This is a genomic window from Streptomyces sp. NPDC087859 (assembly GCF_044742595.1).
GTDB classification, from domain to species: domain Bacteria; phylum Actinomycetota; class Actinomycetes; order Streptomycetales; family Streptomycetaceae; genus Streptomyces; species Streptomyces canus_F.
The window spans coordinates 21,976-39,520 of record NZ_JBIUUU010000004.1 but is presented as its reverse complement, the minus strand read 5'-3'; the positions used below and the strand labels follow the sequence as shown (position 1 = coordinate 39,520).

Annotated in this window: 17 protein-coding genes; 12 read left to right on the top strand and 5 right to left on the bottom strand. The window is 71.9% G+C overall.

Annotated features, from left to right (window positions below; all coding sequences use genetic code 11):
• The first annotated feature begins 149 nt into the window (after positions 1-149).
• On the top strand, positions 150-1,076 hold the full coding sequence (mshD, locus tag ACIOHP_RS10250) for a mycothiol synthase (RefSeq protein WP_361553557.1): 927 nt from the start codon (positions 150-152) through the stop codon (positions 1,074-1,076).
• Positions 1,077-1,314: 238 nt separating this feature from the next.
• Here mshD and ACIOHP_RS10245 read toward each other — a convergent pair whose 3' ends face one another.
• The 5 genes from ACIOHP_RS10245 to ACIOHP_RS10225 all read right to left on the bottom strand — a co-directional run bounded on the left by ACIOHP_RS10245 (position 1,315) and on the right by ACIOHP_RS10225 (position 5,841).
• A complete protein-coding gene (locus tag ACIOHP_RS10245) occupies positions 1,315-1,995 on the bottom strand; it encodes an ABC transporter (RefSeq protein WP_401886391.1) in 681 nt (226 codons plus the stop codon).
• 43 nt (positions 1,996-2,038) lie between these two features.
• Positions 2,039-3,556 carry an ABC transporter permease gene (locus tag ACIOHP_RS10240; protein ID WP_401885375.1) on the bottom strand — a complete coding sequence of 506 codons (1,518 nt, stop codon included), beginning with the start codon at positions 3,554-3,556 and terminating at the stop codon, positions 2,039-2,041.
• The gene (locus ACIOHP_RS10235) at positions 3,553-4,413 is read right to left on the bottom strand and encodes an ABC transporter ATP-binding protein (protein WP_401885370.1); all 861 of its coding nucleotides are present in this window, start codon (positions 4,411-4,413) and stop codon (positions 3,553-3,555) included. Before ACIOHP_RS10235 ends, ACIOHP_RS10240 begins: the two co-directional genes overlap by 4 nt.
• Positions 4,410-5,222 (bottom strand): zf-HC2 domain-containing protein, encoded by an 813-nt coding sequence (locus ACIOHP_RS10230; RefSeq protein ID WP_361553568.1) that lies wholly within the window; start codon positions 5,220-5,222, stop codon positions 4,410-4,412. The genes ACIOHP_RS10235 and ACIOHP_RS10230 overlap by 4 nt, the downstream gene beginning before the upstream one ends.
• A 70-nt stretch (positions 5,223-5,292) precedes the next feature.
• On the bottom strand, positions 5,293-5,841 hold the full coding sequence (locus tag ACIOHP_RS10225) for an RNA polymerase sigma factor (RefSeq protein ID WP_361553571.1): 549 nt from the start codon (positions 5,839-5,841) through the stop codon (positions 5,293-5,295).
• A gap of 111 nt (positions 5,842-5,952) precedes the next feature.
• On the opposite strand from ACIOHP_RS10225, the gene ACIOHP_RS10220 reads away from it, so the two are divergent.
• The 11 genes from ACIOHP_RS10220 to pstA all read left to right on the top strand — a co-directional run bounded on the left by ACIOHP_RS10220 (position 5,953) and on the right by pstA (position 17,522).
• Positions 5,953-6,369 (top strand): GntR family transcriptional regulator, encoded by a 417-nt coding sequence (locus ACIOHP_RS10220; RefSeq protein ID WP_361553574.1) that lies wholly within the window; start codon positions 5,953-5,955, stop codon positions 6,367-6,369.
• Positions 6,366-7,262, top strand: coding sequence for an ABC transporter ATP-binding protein (locus ACIOHP_RS10215; protein WP_401885364.1), 897 nt, complete (start codon positions 6,366-6,368; stop codon positions 7,260-7,262). Before ACIOHP_RS10220 ends, ACIOHP_RS10215 begins: the two co-directional genes overlap by 4 nt.
• Positions 7,259-8,230 carry an ABC transporter permease gene (locus tag ACIOHP_RS10210; protein ID WP_401885362.1) on the top strand — a complete coding sequence of 324 codons (972 nt, stop codon included), beginning with the start codon at positions 7,259-7,261 and terminating at the stop codon, positions 8,228-8,230. The genes ACIOHP_RS10215 and ACIOHP_RS10210 overlap by 4 nt, the downstream gene beginning before the upstream one ends.
• The gene (locus ACIOHP_RS10205) at positions 8,227-9,066 is read left to right on the top strand and encodes a hypothetical protein (RefSeq protein WP_401885359.1); all 840 of its coding nucleotides are present in this window, start codon (positions 8,227-8,229) and stop codon (positions 9,064-9,066) included. Before ACIOHP_RS10210 ends, ACIOHP_RS10205 begins: the two co-directional genes overlap by 4 nt.
• Positions 9,063-10,013 (top strand): hypothetical protein, encoded by a 951-nt coding sequence (locus tag ACIOHP_RS10200; protein WP_401885357.1) that lies wholly within the window; start codon positions 9,063-9,065, stop codon positions 10,011-10,013. The genes ACIOHP_RS10205 and ACIOHP_RS10200 overlap by 4 nt, the downstream gene beginning before the upstream one ends.
• Positions 10,014-10,164: 151 nt before the next feature.
• A complete protein-coding gene (locus ACIOHP_RS10195; protein WP_361553588.1) occupies positions 10,165-12,522 on the top strand; it encodes an RNA degradosome polyphosphate kinase in 2,358 nt (785 codons plus the stop codon).
• The gene (locus tag ACIOHP_RS10190) at positions 12,503-13,558 is read left to right on the top strand and encodes a CHAD domain-containing protein (RefSeq protein WP_361553591.1); all 1,056 of its coding nucleotides are present in this window, start codon (positions 12,503-12,505) and stop codon (positions 13,556-13,558) included. Before ACIOHP_RS10195 ends, ACIOHP_RS10190 begins: the two co-directional genes overlap by 20 nt.
• A 25-nt stretch (positions 13,559-13,583) precedes the next feature.
• Positions 13,584-14,006, top strand: coding sequence for an NUDIX hydrolase (locus ACIOHP_RS10185; RefSeq protein ID WP_401885353.1), 423 nt, complete (start codon positions 13,584-13,586; stop codon positions 14,004-14,006).
• A 233-nt stretch (positions 14,007-14,239) separates the two neighbouring features.
• Complete coding sequence (gene pstS, locus ACIOHP_RS10180; RefSeq protein WP_361553597.1) at positions 14,240-15,364, top strand: phosphate ABC transporter substrate-binding protein PstS; 1,125 nt, start codon at positions 14,240-14,242, stop codon at positions 15,362-15,364.
• A 110-nt stretch (positions 15,365-15,474) separates the two neighbouring features.
• A complete protein-coding gene (gene pstC / locus ACIOHP_RS10175; protein WP_361553600.1) occupies positions 15,475-16,479 on the top strand; it encodes a phosphate ABC transporter permease subunit PstC in 1,005 nt (334 codons plus the stop codon).
• Positions 16,476-17,522, top strand: a complete 1,047-nt coding sequence (gene pstA, locus ACIOHP_RS10170; RefSeq protein WP_401885347.1) for a phosphate ABC transporter permease PstA — start codon at positions 16,476-16,478, stop codon at positions 17,520-17,522. Before pstC ends, pstA begins: the two co-directional genes overlap by 4 nt.
• The last annotated feature ends 23 nt before the right edge of the window (positions 17,523-17,545 follow it).

Sequence of the window (17,545 nt, the reverse complement as noted above, 5' to 3'; positions counted from 1 at the left end):
TGTGGGATGTCTGAATCACGTGGGCCCCGTCCGGCGCAGCCTAGAGTCAACGCGCGTAGCGCGACAGGGGTTTCCTGGTTACATCCTGGTTTCCCTTTGCCCTTTCCTTTGCCGCCACTTTGCGGGGTCCTCCCCGTACCCTCGTACGCATGACCAGCGACGACACCGCACGGCATGGCACTTCCCGCTCGATCGACACCTACTCGGCGCTCTCTCCTGACCGGACCGAAGCGGTGCTGGCGCTCCTCGCGGAGGCCGTGCGCAGCGACGGGCAGCAGGCGGTGTCGGAGCAGGGGCGGCTGCAGCTGCGCGGTGGCGCACGCGAAGGGGTGTCCCATCTGCTGCTGACCGTCGACGACCAGCTCGTCGGCTACGCCCAACTGGAGGACACCGACCCGGTGGAGGCGCCGGCCGCGGAACTGGTCGTCCATCCCGCGCACCGCGGTCACGGCCACGGCCGGGCGCTGGGCTCGGCCCTCCTCGCCGCGTCCGGCAAGCGGCTGCGGGTGTGGGCCCACGGCGGCCACTCCGCGGCCCGGCATCTCGCCCAGGTCCTCGGCCTGACCCTCTTCCGTGAGCTGCGGCAGATGCGGCGGCCGCTGACGGGCCTCGAGCTGCCCGACCCTGTCCTCCCGGACGGCGTGACGGTACGCACCTTCGTCCCCGGCCAGGACGACGCGGCCTGGCTCGCCGTCAACGCCGCCGCCTTCGCCCACCATCCCGAGCAGGGCTCCCTCGTCCAGCGCGACCTCGACGCGCGCATGGCCGAGTCCTGGTTCGACCCGTCCGGGTTCTTCCTCGCCTTCCGCGGCGACGAGTTGATCGGTTTCCACTGGACCAAGGTCCACGCCACGGAGCAGCTGGGCGAGGTCTATGTCCTCGGGGTGAAGCCGGGTGCGCAGGGTGGGGGGCTCGGGAAGTCCCTCACCACGGTCGGCCTGCGGCATCTGGCGGGGCAGGGGTTGCCCACGGCGATGCTGTACGTCGACGCGGACAACAAGGCGGCGGTGTCGGTGTACGAGCGGCTCGGGTTCGTGACGCATGAGACGGATCTGATGTACCGCACGGAGACGTGAGGCCGGGGGCGCGCGCCGGGCGGTTTTCGCCCCCGCCGCCCCTACCCGTCCCGTCCCTGGGGGCTGCCGCCCCCAGACCCCCGCTTCGGCCCCGAAAGGGCCTCGTCCTCAAACGCCGGACGGGCTGGAACATCTGGACCGGCGTCAGCAAATCCAGCCCCTCCGGCGTTTGAGGAGCGGGGGTCCAGGGGGCGGAGCCCCCTGGAGGGTGGGAACGGGTAAGGGCGGCGGGGCGAGATCACGCGCCCGACGGGCCGGCCCGCAGCGCTCGCCGTCTCGTCCGCTCCGGTCCGCACAGCACCCACACCACCGCCGCCCCCACCAGCACCCACGCCCACCGGTCATGGGACGCCGCCCACCGCTCGTCCCGCACTCCCACGAACATCGCCCACCGACCCGGCAGCGCCAGCGGCGTCACGACCGCCGACGTGAGTACCGCCGCGGCCACCGCCTGCCCCGGCTCCGACGCCTCGTTGAACCGCACGGCGACAGCGGCCGCCGCCAGGGCGAGCACAGAGGTCGCGGCGGCCTCCAACGTGACGTCGCCCACGGGAGGACGTATCTCACCCGGCACGAGGAGCATCGCCACCGTCCACGCCAGCGCCAGGAACGGGGCGACCACTGCCACCCGCAGCGCCTGCCGGAGCGGACGCGTCGTCGGCACCGAGGCGGTGGTCTCGCGGGCCGGGTCGTCCAGGAGGAACGCCAGGCCCAGGGCGAAGGCCAGCGCGGCCGCCCGCAGCAGATTCAGCGCCAGCCACTCGTCCCCGTCGATGAGCCACCGCGCCGCCCCCGCGAGGAGCAGCCCCACACCGCCGGCGGCCCCCAACGCCCGCCACGGCAAGGTCCGCAGAACGGGACCCAGCAACGTCCGCGACACCACCGCACTCCGCACCCGCGCCTCCCCGGCCCCGCTCATCTCCACCCTCTCCACCTTCTCCACTCGAACGCCGGAGCCCGTGTCAGTCACACGAGTCGGCCTTCACCTTGGCGTCCACGCCCAGCAGTTCGGCCGCCCGGGCGGTCGTCACCTTCGGCGCCGTCAGTTCCGACCACCGCGACTTCACCTTCGCCTCGATCTCGCCCCGCGGCCGCTCCAGCAGCTTGCGGACCACCGTCGTCTGTCCCTCCGTCATCGACATCGAGTTCGTCGGGGACAGCACGATCGCCGAGCCGGTCACGCTGTCGTCGAGGCGGACGCGCCTCAACTGGGTGATCGGGTCGGACTCCCAGGCCAGGGCGATCCACATGAGGGTGACCATGCGGCCGTCGCACAGTTCGCCCGCCGCGTCCTCGTTGCCCGCGATCAGTACGGCGGCGACGGCGGCCGAGAACTCGGGGACGCGGTTGCCGCCCCAGTTCGTGCCGACCGTCACCTGGTGGGCGGCCTTGGACGGGGCGACCGCCGCGTCGCTGTCGAGGCCGTAGGTGGCGTCTATCCGCTGGCGGACGAGAAGTGGCTGGTCGTGTGCCGTACCGCCCGCCAGGGACTGCACCTGGTCCACGACCGAGGCCCAGTCCGCCGTGCGGTCCCGCCACTCCGGGAAGGCGCAGTACCGCGATCCGGCCCGCTCCACGCATGTCTGCACCTGCTCGGGGTGGAACGTCACCCGCTCCCGCGCCGCCGTCGTCTTCGCCGGCACTCCCTGTGCCTGGGCGGTCCCGCCCAGGACAGTCAGGGCCAGCGCTCCGACGAACAGGGCCCGTGCGGACCGCGCACGACCGCCGCCCAGCAGTACCGCGAGCAGCGCCAGGCTCAGCCCGAGGCCGGCGAGATAGACGGCGTGCCAGAGGGCGGGGCGGCCGATCAGGTCGGAGGGCAGCGTGTCGTTGCTCATCTCGCCCACCACCGGGTACAGCCAGCGGACCCAGCCGCCTTCGCCTCCCAGCCCCGTGCCGAGCACGAAGAAGAAGAGGAAGACCACCAACAGCAGCGGAGCCGCGAAGCTCGAGGCCACCAGCCGGGCCATCAGGACGCCGACCGCCCCGAACAGCAGCACCGTCAGCGGCCCCACCAGCAGCTCGCCGACCGAACCGTGCCCGAGGGCACCGGACTTGAGGGCCTCCCAGCCGAACTGTCCCGTCACGCAGACCGCGGTGAGCAGGACGGTCGGCACGACGGACAGCAGATGCGCCACCGTACGCCGCCCCGACCCCATCACCAGCACCCCGAAGTGGCGTTCCGTGTCCTGTCGCCCGGACCGCAGCACCGCCTGGTTCACGGCCAGCAGCGCGGCGAGGCCGACCAGCAGCGGCCCGCCCTGCGTGGCACGGTCGACGTTCTGCAGGGCCGGATAGCCGTCCGCGTAGTCCCGGGCGTTCCACACGATCCAGGCGACGTACATCAGGAAGCCGACGATCACCGGAAGGCTCATCAGCATGCGGCGCGCCTCGAACCGGGCGAGTGCGAACACCGCGGCCCAGGAGTCCCGTGACGCGATCCGCTCGGCGGGCGGGGCCGCCTCCATCACCGCGCTCATGCCGCCACCTCCGCGCCCGCGCCGTCGAGGGTCAGCAGGTAGCCGTCCTCCAGGGTGGGGTCGAGGAGTTCGGCACCGGCGGGCGGATCCCCCACGTTGCGGAAGGAGCCTGTGCCGGTGCGCCACCCCGCCTTCGCTCCCGGGTCGCGTTCCGTACTGCTCCACACGCGTCCGGCGGCGCGTGCGGTCAGTTCGGCGGGAGTGCCGTCGAAGCGCACTCCGCCGGTCGCCATCACCACGACCCGGTGGCAGAGCATCGCCACGTCCTCCGTCTGGTGGGTGGACAGCAGGACCGTCCGCCCTTCGCCCGCCCTGGCGATCAACTCCCGGAATCTCATGCGCTGTTCCGGGTCGAGGCCGACCGTCGGTTCGTCCAGGACGAGGAAGCCCGGGTCGCCGACGAGCGCCGCGGCCAGCGCGACCCGCTGCCGCATGCCTCCGGACAGCTTCTTGATGCGCTTGGCGCGCACCTCGCCCAGGTCGACCTCGTCCAGCACCCGGCGCACCTCACGGTGGCGGGCGGCGCGATCCGTCAGCTCCTTCAGGATCGCCACGTAGTCGACGAACTCGAAGGCCGTGAAGTCCGGGTGGAAACCGGGGGTCTGGGGCAGATAGCCGAGCCGGCGCCGCACCTCCTGCCGCCCGCGGGTGGTGCCCGGGTCATGTCCGAGCACCGTGAAGGCGCCCCGGTCGGCGGGCGCGGCGGTGGCCAGTACCCGCAACAGGGTGGTCTTTCCGGCCCCGTTGGGACCGAGCAGTCCGGTGACGCCGCGCGTCAGCCGCAGCGACACGTCGTCCAGGGCGCGGGTACCGCCGTAACGGAGGCTGAGCCCCGAGGCGGAGACGGTGGGTGTCATACGGCACTCCTGTGGGAGACGTCGAAACGGTCACGTGCGAGGTAGAGCAGTCCGACCGCGAGTGCGGCGACCGCGGCGGCGGCACCCTGGCCCGCCGCTGTGAACGGCACGAGCGGCCCGTCGCCGCTCGCGTCCGCGACGATCAGCAGCGCGACCCACATCCCGCCGACGAGGGACGGTGCGAGGACCGGGCCCAGTCGGGGGGTCAGCGCGAGGCCGGTCGCGGTGAGGGCGAGCGCGGGCAGCAGCCAGGCCAGGGCGCGCAGGCCGTAGGCGGGGAGCGCGAGCGTCGCCAGGCCGTTGAGGCCGAGGACGGTGGTGAGCACGGCGACCGTACGGATCATCAGCAGCCGGAATCCGTGCACCGGACTGACGACCGCCATCTCGTACGTCGGGTCCAGCGCGGGCCCGTACGCCAGTGCCACACCCGCGAGCGGCAGCAGCGGGGCAAGGGCGAGGAACAGCGTCGGCGAGTCCGCCGAGTACACCGCCCCCACCGTCGCCGCCAGCACGAACACCACCGCCGCCAGCCACGACCGGCGCAGCACCGGGGTCGCCGCGAGCAGCCGCGCGGTGTGGTCGGCGACCCCGAGCCGCACGAGCAGCCCCTCGAACAACCCCCGCTTGGGCGCGTCGAGTTCGGCGTCGAGGCGCTCCCAGCCGGCGTCCACGGAAGGGCCGACGGAGGCGAGCACCTCCCGGCACCGCGCACAGGAGACGAGGTGTGTGTCGGCGGACCAGAGCATGGGGGGCGTCAGCTCACCCTGTGCATAGGCCCGTAGATCCTCTTCGGCCACATGCCATGTCATGCCGCCACCTCCTGTCCGTGCTCCCGACCGTGCTCCCGGCCCCGCAGACCGTGATCGCTTACGTGCCTGCTCATGCCAGTGCCTCCCGCAGTTGCTTACGGGCCCGCATCGCCCGCGTCTTGACCGTGCCCGGCGGGATCCCCAGGACGACGGCCGCCTCGCGGGTGGTCAGCCCGTCGATGACCGTCGCCTGGAGGACCGCCCGGAGCTCGGGTGACAGCCGGACCAGGGCGCCCGCGAGGTCTCCGTGCTCAACCCCCGCGAGCACGCGTTCCTCCGCTGACGCCTCGTCCCGGTGGCGCAGCCTGGCCAGTGCCTGCCGCAGCCTCCCCCGCGCCCCGTCGCCGCGCAGCACGTCGACGAGGCGCCGCGAACCGATGCGCCACAGCCACCCGGCCGGATCCCCGGTGACTCCGTCCTCGCGATAGCGGGCCTTGCCCCGCCAGATCGCGAGGAACGTCTCCTGCACCACGTCGTCGACGACCCCGGCGTCGGCGCACCGGCCCCGCAGCCTGGCCGTCAGCCAGGGCGCGAACCGCCGGTACAGCTCCTCGAAGGCGCGCCGGTCCCCGTCCGCCGCGGCCCGCAGCAGCTCCCCGTCGCTTCTCGTCTCGCTCACATCACCCTCATCGCACGAGCCCCGCCGATCGGTTCACAGGATCGCTCTTGACTTTCCGACCCGCCTTGCACCACCCTTTAACTACTCAATTAGTGAAAGGGTGGTGCACGGGTGGTCGAGTACCGCATCGACCGGCACTCCGGGGTCGCCACGTACGTCCAGATCGTCCAGCAGACCAAGCAGGCCCTCCGGCTGGGCCACCTGGAACCGGGCGACAAGCTCCCCACGGCGCGCGAGGTAGTGGAGGCCACCGCCATCAACCCCAACACGGTCCTGAAGGCCTACCGCGAACTGGAGCGCGAGGGACTGGTCGAGGCCCGGCGCGGCCTCGGCACCTTCGTGCGCCGCGGCCTCGGCGCCGCTACCGCCGACTCGCCCCTCCACTCCGAGCTCGACGGATGGACCCAGCGGGCCCGGGCGGCCGGCCTCGACCGGGACGACGTGGCCGCGCTCTTCACCGCCGTACTCGACAAGCACTTCCTGGACGGAAACGGCCAGGACCAGCACAGCCAGGGAGCCCCCTCATGACCGACACCGCCCTTGAGGCAGCCGCGCTGGGCAAGCGCTTCGGCCGGCTGCGGCGGTCCGCCGGATGGGCCCTGCGCGACTGCACGTTCACGCTCCCCGCCAGCCGCGTCTGCGCCGTCGTCGGCCCCAACGGCGCCGGCAAGTCCACGCTGCTCGCCCTCGCCGCCGGCCTCATGGCCCCCACGGAGGGCGCCCTCTCCGTCCTCGGCGGGCCCGCGGGCCAGGCACGCGCACGCGTGGGCTTCGTCGCCCAGGACAAGCCGCTCTATCCCCAGCTCAGCGTCGCCGAGACGCTCCGCATGGGCGCCGACCTCAACCCCGGCCACTGGGACGCGCGCGCCGCCGAGCGGATCGTGGCAGGCGGCGAGCTCGACCCCAAGGCCCGTATCCGCGCCCTGTCCGGCGGCCAGCGGACCCGGGTCGCGCTCGCCCTCGCGCTCGGCAAGAAGCCCGAACTCCTGCTCCTGGACGAGCCGATGGCCGACCTCGACCCGCTGGCCCGGCACGAGCTGATGGGCGTGCTGATGTCACAAGCGGCCCAGCACGGCACCACGATCGTCATGTCCTCGCACGTCGTCGCCGAGCTGGAGGACTCCTGCGACCACCTGCTGCTGATCGGCGGCGGCCGGGTCCGCCTCGCCGGGGAGATCGACGAGCTGCTGGAGACGCACACGCGCGTGTCGGCATCCGCGGACACCGCCCTCGACCCGCACACGGTCGTCGAGTCCCGCACCACGGGCCGCCAGCTGTCCGCCCTGATCCGCCCGGCCGCCCCGCTCCCCGCCGGCTGGCGCACCAGCGCGCCCTCCCTGGAGGAGCTGGTGCTGTCCTATCTGCGCAACCCGCAGGCCCCCGGCCTGACGCCGGCCGGCGCCGAGGAGGTCTCCGCGTGAGCACCCTCACCGCACCGCACCTGACCCGGTGGCTGATACGACTGCACCGACCGGCCCTCCTCATCTGGACCGTCGTCCTCCTCGGACTCGGCAGCGCGCTGATGTGCCTGTGGGGTCCACTGGCCGACGCCTCCGCCGAGGCCTGGCAGCAGCACTACGCCTGCGCGTCCACAGGTCCCTGCCTGTACGACCAGGCCGCGATCCTGCGCTACAAGCACATCTACGACTACGCGACCATCGCGGTCCTGGCCGTCCCCTTCCTCGTCGCCGCCTGGGCGGGAGCCGCCCTCACCGGCCGTGAACTGGAGCAGCGCACCGCGCAGCTGGCGTGGGCCCAGGGCCTGACCCCGACCCGCTGGCTGCTCTCGAAGCTCACCCTCCCGGCCGCCCTGGTCACCGCCGGCACCGGCCTCCTGGTGCTGCTGCACCACGAGATGTGGTGGGCGTCCGAGGGCCGGATCGGCAGCGCCAAGTCCTGGTACGACCCGCCCACCTTCTACGCCGGCGGCCCGATCACCGTCGCCCTCGCCCTGGCCGGCCTGTTCGCCGGCGCCTTCGCGGGCGTGCTGCTGCGCCGCTCACTGGCCGCGCTGGGCGCCTCCGTCGTCGCCGTGGGCGCGCTGTGGGCCGGTGTCCACCGGGCCCTGCCGCACCTGTGGACGCCGGTGCACAGCGTGTCGGGCCTGGACAGCGATCTGCCCGTGGGCAACGGCGTGGACGTGTCCACAGGCCTGCTCACCGCCGACGGCGAGCGCCTCGCCGACCCGTTCTGCGGCAGCACGATCAACCCGCAGTGCGAGCGGCTCTACGACCGTCTCGGCGCCGTCAGCTGGTACCACGACTACCACCCGCTCTCCCACTACTGGCCCCTCCAGCTGACCGCCTCCGCGATCGTGCTCGCCGTCGCCGCCCTGCTCGCGCTGGCCGCGTTCCGCGTGATGGCCGTACGCACGAGAGGTCTCTCATGATCCGGGGCGTGCTGCGGCTGCACCGCACGGCCCTGATCGTGTGGACCGTGTTCGTGCTGGGCTCGGTGGCCTCCCTGGTCTGGCTGACCGAGATCACCGCCGACGACGTACACGCGACGCTGGCCGCCTGCCCCAGGAACGACCCCGACGGCGGCTGCGGCATCTGGGCCTGGCGCGACTACAGCGAGCCGATGGGCTGGATCAGTACGTTCATGTACTACGGCTTCTGGTCCGTCGCCGCCTGGTCGGCCGGCGCGCTGATCGGCCGTGAACTGGAGTCCGGCACGGAGCGGCTGGCGTGGACGCAGGGCGTCTCGCCGATGCGCTGGCTGACCGCCAAGCTCTCCGTGCCGGCGCTGGTCCTGATCGTCGGCGGCGCGCTCTTCGTCCCCGTCTACCGCTGGGCCTGGTCGGCCCACCGCGACCTGATGGGCGACGACTGGGGCTTCGCCGACGTGTTCGCCGCCCGCGGCCCGCTCGTCGTGGCCTACGGCCTGTGCGCCCTCGCCGTCGGCGCGCTCACCGGGCTCGTCGTACGCCGTTCACTGCCCGCGACGGCCATCGCGGTCGCCGCGGTGATCGTGCTCAACCGGTACGTGGAGAAGTACCGCGCGCAGTACTGGCCCTCGGCCGACAGCGACGGACGCGAACTGCCCGCCACCGTATGGCAGCTGGGCGACGGCGCCTACCACCCGCAGTCCCACTTCTGGCCGCTGCACCTCGTCGAGACCGGCATCGTCCTCGCCGTCGCGGCCCTGGCCACCCTCGCCGCGTTCCTCCTGCTCCGCCACCGCACCCACCCCGCTCGCACGCCCCGCCAGGAGTCCCCCGCATGACCGCATCCGTCGCCGCGGCCCCACCGCGGCCCCCGGCCACCGGCCGCACGGTGCTGCGCCTGCACCGCGCCGCCCTGATCGTCTGGGTGCTCGTGACCGTCGCCGCCGCGCTGGCCCTGCTGTGGGCGTATGGTCCCGGCGCCGATTCCGCCGAGGCCGCGTGGCGGCGCAGCTGCCCCGTCGGCGACGACTGCATGTGGGACACCACGCTCAACGGCTACTACCGGACCGTCATGCTCGCCAGGTGGGCCATCGTCTACCTGCCCTGTGCCGTCGCCGCGTGGGCCGGTGCCGTCATCGGCCGCGAACTGGAGTCCGGCACCGCGCGGCTGGCGTGGACCCAGGGCGTGACGCCGACCCGCTGGCTGGCCGCCAAGCTCGCCGTCCCCGCGGCCCTGCTCACCGCCGGCACGGCCGTACTGGTCCTGCTGCACCGCATGGTCTACCGCGCGAACGAGTTCCCGCTGGACTGGGTCTGGTACGACGACAACACGTTCACCGCGAACGGCACCGTCGCCCTCGCCCTGCCCCTCCTCGCCCTGGCCGTCGGCGCCCTCGCGGGCCTGCTCCTGCGCCGCGCCCTGCCGGCCCTCGCGCTGGGCCTCGCGGTCACCGTGCTCGTGGAGTACGCCGCCGACACCGTCACCCCCCACCTGTGGCCCTGGCAGACCGCGCTCAACGGTCTGCGCTCGGGCCCCGGGACCCCGCAGAACGTCCTGTGGGGCGACCAGGGGGCCCTGACCGCCGGCGGCGAACGGATCCCGATCCCGGACTGCGGCGACAGCATGAAGTGCTTCACCGACCACGGCGTGACCGGCTACTACCTCGACTACCACCCCGCCTCCGACTTCTGGCCCCTCCAGTACGTCGAGACCGGCCTCCTCCTCGCCATCGCCGCCGCCGCGACGGCCGCCGCCTTCCTGCTGCTGCGCCGCCGCACGGCCTAGGACCTCCGGACCGCACGTCCTCCCACGGGGGTGGGGGACGTGCGGTCCGGGCCTGTTTCCGGGCGGGCGGATGCCCGGGATCCGCTCCCCGGTGTCCCACACGCCATGTCTCCGTAACCAATGGTTCAGACAGACTTGCGAGGCTCGGCGAATGAAGCCCGCCGTGCCCGAGCCTTCGCCGCCACCCGAGGGACCCGCGCGGAACGGAGTCGCCGCGCTCCCGCCCGCGCTCTCCGACGCGCCTGTCTCGCCCTCGGCGCGGAACAATGGGTCCATGAGCCAGCCCAACACCCAGGCAGCACAGGTCCAGCACGCGCAGCCCTCCGTGGGCTCCATAGCCGCGCACCGCCCGCACACCGTGGCGGCGGCGGTCTCCGACCTGGAACCCGACATCGACGCCGACCTCGACGCGTACGAGGAGTCGCCCTTCGATGGACCGGATCTCCCGCAGGGTCGTTTCCTCGACCGGGAGCGCAGCTGGCTCGCCTTCAACGAGCGCGTCCTGGAACTCGCCGAGGATCCGAACACGCCCCTGCTCGAACGGGCGAACTTCCTCGCGATTTTCGCCAGCAACCTGGACGAGTTCTTCATGGTCCGGGTGGCCGGTCTGAAGCGCCGTATCGCCACCGGCGTCGCCACCCGCTCCGCCTCCGGCCTCCAGCCGCGCGAGGTGCTGGAGATGATCTGGGCCCGCTCCCGCGAGCTGATGGCCCGGCACGCCGCCTGCTACCACGAGGACGTCGCCCCCGCACTGGCGGAGGAGGGCATCCACCTGGTCCGCTGGAACGAGCTCCAGGAGAAGGAGCAGGCCCGCCTCTTCACCCTGTTCCGCCACCAGATCTTCCCGGTCCTGACCCCCCTGGCGGTCGACCCGGCGCACCCCTTCCCGTACATCTCGGGTCTCTCGCTGAACCTCGCGGTCGTCGTACGCAACCCCGTCACCGGCCACCGCCACTTCGCCCGCGTCAAGGTCCCGCCGCTGCTGTCCCGCTTCCTGGAGAGCTCCCCCGGCCGCTACGTCCCCATCGAGGACGTCATCGCCGCGCACCTGGAGGAGCTGTTCCCGGGCATGGAGGTGCTGGAGCACCACGCCTTCCGCCTGACCAGGAACGAGGACCTGGAGGTCGAGGAGGACGACGCCGAGAACCTGCTCCAGGCCCTGGAGAAGGAGCTCATGCGGCGCCGCTTCGGGCCGCCGGTGCGCCTGGAGGTGGAGGAGTCCATCGACCGCGAGGTCCTGGACCTGCTGGTGCGCGAGCTGAAGATCTCCGAGGCCGAGGTGTACCCGCTGCCGGGTCCCCTGGACCTCACCGGTCTCTTCCGCATCGCCTCCCTCGACCGGCCCGAGCTGAAGTACAAGAAGTTCATCGCCGGCGTCCACCGCGACCTGGCCGAGGTCGAGTCGGCGTCCGCGCCCGACATCTTCGCGGCCCTGCGCGCCCGTGACGTGCTGCTGCACCACCCCTACGACAGCTTCTCGACCTCCGTGCAGGCCTTCCTCCAGCAGGCGGCCGACGACCCGGACGTCCTCGCCATCAAGCAGACCCTGTACCGGACCTCCGGCGACTCCCCGATAGTCGACGCGCTCATCGACGCCGCCGAGGCCGGCAAGCAGGTCCTCGTCCTGGTCGAGATCAAGGCCCGCTTCGACGAGCACGCCAACATCAAGTGGGCGCGCAAGCTGGAGGAGGCGGGCTGCCATGTCGTCTACGGCCTGGTGGGCCTGAAGACCCACTGCAAGCTGTCCCTGGTGGTGCGCCAGGAGGGCGAGACGCTACGGCGCTACAGCCACGTCGGCACCGGCAACTACCACCCCAAGACGGCCCGCCTGTACGAGGACCTGGGCCTGCTGACGGCGGACCCGCAGGTCGGCGCGGACCTCTCGGACCTGTTCAACCGTCTCTCGGGCTACTCCCGCCGCGAGACCTACCGCCGCCTCCTGGTGGCTCCCAAGTCCCTTCGGGACGGTCTGATCTCGCGGGTCAACAAGGAAGTCCAGCACCACAAGGCGGGGCGTCCGGCGTTCATCCGCATCAAGGTCAACTCGATGGTCGACGAGGCGCTCATCGACTCGCTCTACCGCGCGTCCCAGGCCGGTGTGCCGGTCGACGTGTGGGTGCGCGGCATCTGCGCGATCCGCCCCGGCGTCACGGGCCTGTCGGAGAACATCCGGGTCCGCTCGATCCTCGGCCGCTTCCTGGAGCACTCCCGGGTCTTCGGCTTCGGCAACGGCGGTGAGCCCGAGGTGTGGATCGGCAGCGCCGACATGATGCACCGCAACCTCGACCGCCGTATCGAGGCGCTGGTCAGGGTGACCGACCCGGCCCACCGGGCGGCGCTCAACCGTCTCCTGGAGACGGGCATGTCCGACGCCACGTCCTCCTGGCATCTGGGCCCGGACGGCGAGTGGGAGCGGCACGCGACCGACGCGGAGGGCCAGCCGCTGCGCAACGTCCAGGAGATGCTCATAGACGCCCGGAGGCGCCGGCGTGGCACAGCAACACCTTGAACCGACGGAACCCGTGGCCGGTCATGCCGGGCCGGTGACGGGGGAAGCCCTCGCGGGTTACCTCCGGGCCCAGGCCACGGAGTTCCTCCGCGCCCTGCGACTGCACCGGGAGTCCGGTGCGGTCGCCGGCAGCGGCGCGGTGCCCCCCGTCGACGCGGCCCGGGCCCTGCGCCGCTCGGCCCGCCGCATCAGCGGCAGCCTCCACACCTTCCGGCCGCTCCTGGAGGCGGACTGGTCGGAACGGATGCGGCCCGAACTGGCGTGGGTGTCGGGCACGCTGGCGTCGGAGCACGCGTGCGAGGCGCGGCTGGAGAGGCTGCTGCTGGCGCTGCACCGGCTGTCGGGGGCGACGGTGTTTCCGGCGCAGGGGGCCGGCGGGACAGTCGCCTCGGCCCCGCCGGCGCCCTCCCCGGACCGCGGCAACCTCACGGTGGGCGCGGCGAAGGCGGGCGCCCTCCTGGACCGCCAGCTGACCCTGGCCCGTACCCGGGCGCACTCCACGGCCCTCCAGGCCCTCGGCTCCTCCCGCTTCCACGCGGTCGCCGATAACATCGCCGTACTGGCCAGCGAGGTGCCCCTCACCCCCGCGGCCCCCTCCACCGACCTCCACGCCCTGGCCCAGGCCGCCAAGGACCGCCTCAAGGACGCCGCGGCCGCCCTCCCCCTGGTCACCGCGGGCCATCCCTACAACGCGGAGGCCCTCGTCCACGGCCTCTCCCCGGACCCGGCCCCGCACCCCCAGGACGCCCCCTGGCACCAGGTCCGCCTGCTGCTGCGCCTGCACCGGTACGCCCGCGAGGTCCTGCGCGGCGACCTGACCGATGTACGCCTGCTCGCGGCCGGCGAGGCACTCGACCGGCACCGCGACGCGTCCGAGGCCGCCGCGGCCGCCGCGCAGGCGGCCCGCACGCCCCGGATCGCGCCGGCGACCGCCTACGCCCTCGGCGTGCTCCACGCCGACCAGCGCCACGAAGTGGAAGCCGCCAGGTTCGCCTTCCAGCGTTCGTGGCAGATGGAACCCGTCAGCACCTCGTAGCCGACACGGAGGCGGTGAGCCCTCGGTGAGCTCTCCCGGCAACAGCACCGTCCAGGCGGCGGGCTGCGTCCTGTGGCGCCGTTCGCCCTTCGACGGTGAGCTGGAGGTATGCCTCGTCCACAGGCCGAAATACGACGACTGGTCCCACCCCAAGGGCAAGCTGAAGCGGGGCGAGGACCCCCTGGTGGGCGCCCTGCGCGAGGTGGCGGAGGAAACCGGCTACCGGGCGGCGACCGGCGCCGAGCTGCCCACGATGCACTACGTGGCGAACGAGCGCCCCAAACAGGTCCGCTACTGGGCCGCCGAGGCCGTCGACGGTGCCTTCACCCCGAACAGCGAGGTCGACCGCATCCTGTGGCTCTCCCCGACGGGAGCCCGCAACCGACTGACCCAGCCGAGGGACCGCACGTTGGTGGACGCGCTGCTGGCCTCACTGCACCTGACATAGTCCGGAATCGCGTCGTGTCCTCGACGTAAGCCTTCCGTGACCTAACCGCCCCTTCCGCAGGGGTTCACCCCCCGTTCATTTACGCCAGTCGGCGCCTTCACCTGATCTGCCTAATTTCGGCCTTACGCGGTGCGGACCGCCCTTCGGGACAACACCTCGAAGTCGTGTCCGCATCACCCAGTCTTCGCACGCCGCCGGATTCAGGACGGCGGCTCTCGGAAGGAACTCCCTCAGTGAAGCTTCAGCGCAAGAACCGGCGGGCTCTCGCTCTCGGCGCGATCGCCGTCTCCGGCGCCCTGGCCCTCACGGCGTGCGGCTCCGACGACACCGGCTCCTCGGACGGCGCGAGCAACGCCACCGCCGCCAACAGCTCGATCAAGTGTGACGACGCCAAGGGTCAGCTGCTCGCCGACGGCTCCTCCGCGCAGAAGAACGCCATCGACGCCTGGGTCAAGCAGTTCACGGCCGCCTGCTCCGGCGTCCAGATCAACTACAAGGGCGGCGGCTCCGGCGCCGGCGTCACCGCGTTCACCCAGGGCCAGGTGGCCTTCGCCGGTTCGGACTCCGCGCTGAAGCCCGAAGAGGTCACCGCCTCCAAGTCGGTCTGCAAGGGCGGCCAGGGCATCGACCTCCCGATGGTCGGCGGCCCGATCGCGGTCGGCTTCAACGTCCCGGGCGTGGACAAGCTCGTCCTGAACGCCGAGACGCTCGCCAAGATCTTCGACAGCAAGATCACCAACTGGAACGACAAGGCGATCAAGGCGCTCAACCCCGACGCCACGCTCCCCGACCTGAAGATCCAGGCGTTCCACCGCTCCGACGAGTCCGGCACCACGGACAACTTCACCAAGTACCTGATCGCCGCCTCCCCGGCGAACTGGAAGTACGAGGGCGGCAAGGCCTGGCAGGCCAAGGGCGGCCAGTCGGCCTCCGGCTCCTCCGGTGTCGCCCAGCAGGTCAAGCAGACCTCCGGCGCCATCTCCTACATGGAGCTGTCGTACGCCAAGGACGGCATCGTCCCGGTCACCATCGACACGGGCGCCTCCGCCCCGGTCGAGGCCACCGTCGAGAACGCCACCAAGGCGATCGCGGCCGCTCAGGTCGTCGGCACCGGCAAGGACCTGTCGCTGAAGCTGGACTACGCGACCAAGGCCGACGGCGCCTACCCGATCACCCTGGTCACGTACGAGATCGTCTGCGACAAGGGCAACAAGGCCGACAGCCTGCCCGCCACGAAGGCGTTCCTGCGCTACATCGCCTCCGAGGACGGCCAGGGCGTGCTCGCCGAGGCCGGCTACGCCCCGATCCCCGACGACATCATCGCCAAGGTCCGCACCACCATCGAGGGCCTGAGCTGATCCCGCGTGCGGTCCGGTCCAGGGCCTGAGACCCCGGACCGGACCGCACCGTCCGGTGCACCGCCGCCAGGAGCCGTACAGCCGTACGACTCCGCAGACCGGAGAACCCGATGGACACCACACAGATAGCTGACACTCCTCCCCCCGCCCCTCAGCCCACCGTGACCGAGCAGAAGGCCGCGGCCCGTGGCGCCACCCGCCCCGGCGACCGCGTCTTCCTCGCCCTGTCCCGCGGTTCGGGCATCTTCCTGCTGGTGATCATGGCCGCGATCGCGGTCTTCCTCACCTACCGCGCGTCCCTCGCGATCAGCAAGGACGACGGAAACTTCCTGACCACCTTCGAGTGGAACACCGGCCTCAACCCGCCGGTCTTCGGCATCGCGGTGCTCGCCTTCGGCACGGTCGTCTCCTCGATCGTCGCCATGGCCATCGCGGTCCCGATCGCGGTCGCCATCGCGCTGTTCCTCACGCACTACGCCCCGCGCAAGCTGAGCGGCCCGATCGCCTACGTGATCGACCTGCTCGCCGCCGTCCCGTCCATCGTGTACGGCCTGTGGGGCGCCCTGATCCTCGTGCCGAACATGACCGGTCTCTTCGGCTGGCTGGACACCTATCTCGGCTGGACCGGCATCTTCTCCTGGCAGGGCGGCGCGCCCCGCTCGATGCTGACCGTCGGCATCCTGCTCGCGATCATGATCCTGCCGATCATCACCAACGTCAGCCGTGAGGTCTTCCGGCAGACACCGCGGATGAACGAGGAGGCGGCCCTGGCGCTCGGCGCCACCCGCTGGGAGGTCATCCGCATCTCGGTGATCCCCTTCGGCCGCTCCGGCGTGATCTCCGCCTCGATGCTCGGCCTCGGCCGCGCGCTCGGCGAGACGATGGCCGTCGCCACCGTGCTCTCCCCGACCTTCGACATCCAGGCCAGCCTGCTCGACCCGGGCGGCGGCACCTTCGCGCAGAACATCGCCAGCAAGTTCGGCGAGGCCACGGAGTTCGGCCGTGACGCGCTGATCGCCTCCGGTCTGGTCCTGTTCGTCATCACCCTGCTGGTCAACGGCGCGGCCCGCGCGATCATCGCCCGCCGCAAGGAGTACTCGGGGGCCAACGCATGAGCACCGCAACCGTCAGCACCCTGCGCGGTGCCCGTCTGCCCAAGTGGTCCCCGTACGCCATCGCGGCCGGCTCGATCGCCGTCGCGGTCGGCATCGGGCTGGGCGCCGGCCTCGACAGCGAGGTCCAGTGGGGCCTGATCGCCGCGATCCTCTTCCTCGTCGGGACCTACGGCATCGCCGCCCGTGTCGAGGGCCGCCGCCAGGCCAGGGACCGGATCGCCACCTCGCTGGTCTGGGTCTCCTTCCTGATCGCCCTCATCCCGCTGGTCTCCCTGATCTGGGTGACGGTCGCGCGCGGTGTGAAGGTCCTGGACGTCTACTTCCTGACCCACTCCATGGGTGTGGTCGCCGACACCGAGCCGGGCGGCGGCATCTACCACGCCATCCTCGGCAGCCTCGAGCAGGTCGCCCTCGCCACGGTCATCGCCGCCCCGATCGGTGTGCTCACCGCGATCTACCTGGTGGAGTACGGCCGGGGCAACCTCTCCAGGGCCATCACGTTCTTCGTCGACGTGATGACCGGCATCCCGTCGATCGTCGCGGGCCTCTTCATCCTCAGCCTCATGCTGATGTTCGAGATGCAGCCCTTCGGGTTCGCCGGCTCGCTGGCCCTGGCCATCCTGATGATGCCGGTGGTCGTCCGCTCCACCGAGGAGATGCTCAAGCTCGTCCCGAACGAGCTGCGCGAGGCCTCGCTGGCCCTCGGCGTCCCGAAGTGGCGCACGATCCTGAAGGTGGTCCTGCCGACCTCGATCGGCGGTATCACGACCGGCATCATGCTGGCGGTCGCCCGTATCGCCGGTGAGACCGCTCCGGTTCTGCTGCTGGTGTTCGGTAACCCGTTCATCAACAACAACCCCTTCGAGGGTGCGCAGGCCTCGCTGCCGCTGTACATCTACCAGCAGTACGCGAACAGCGCGGGCTCCGGAGCGGCGTACGACCGCGCCTGGGCGGCGTCACTGACGCTGATCGCCTTCGTGATGATCCTGAACCTGGTGGCCCGCGGCATCGCCCGCTGGAAGGCCCCCAAGACCGGTCGCTGACGCGGCCTCTCGGCGACTGAATC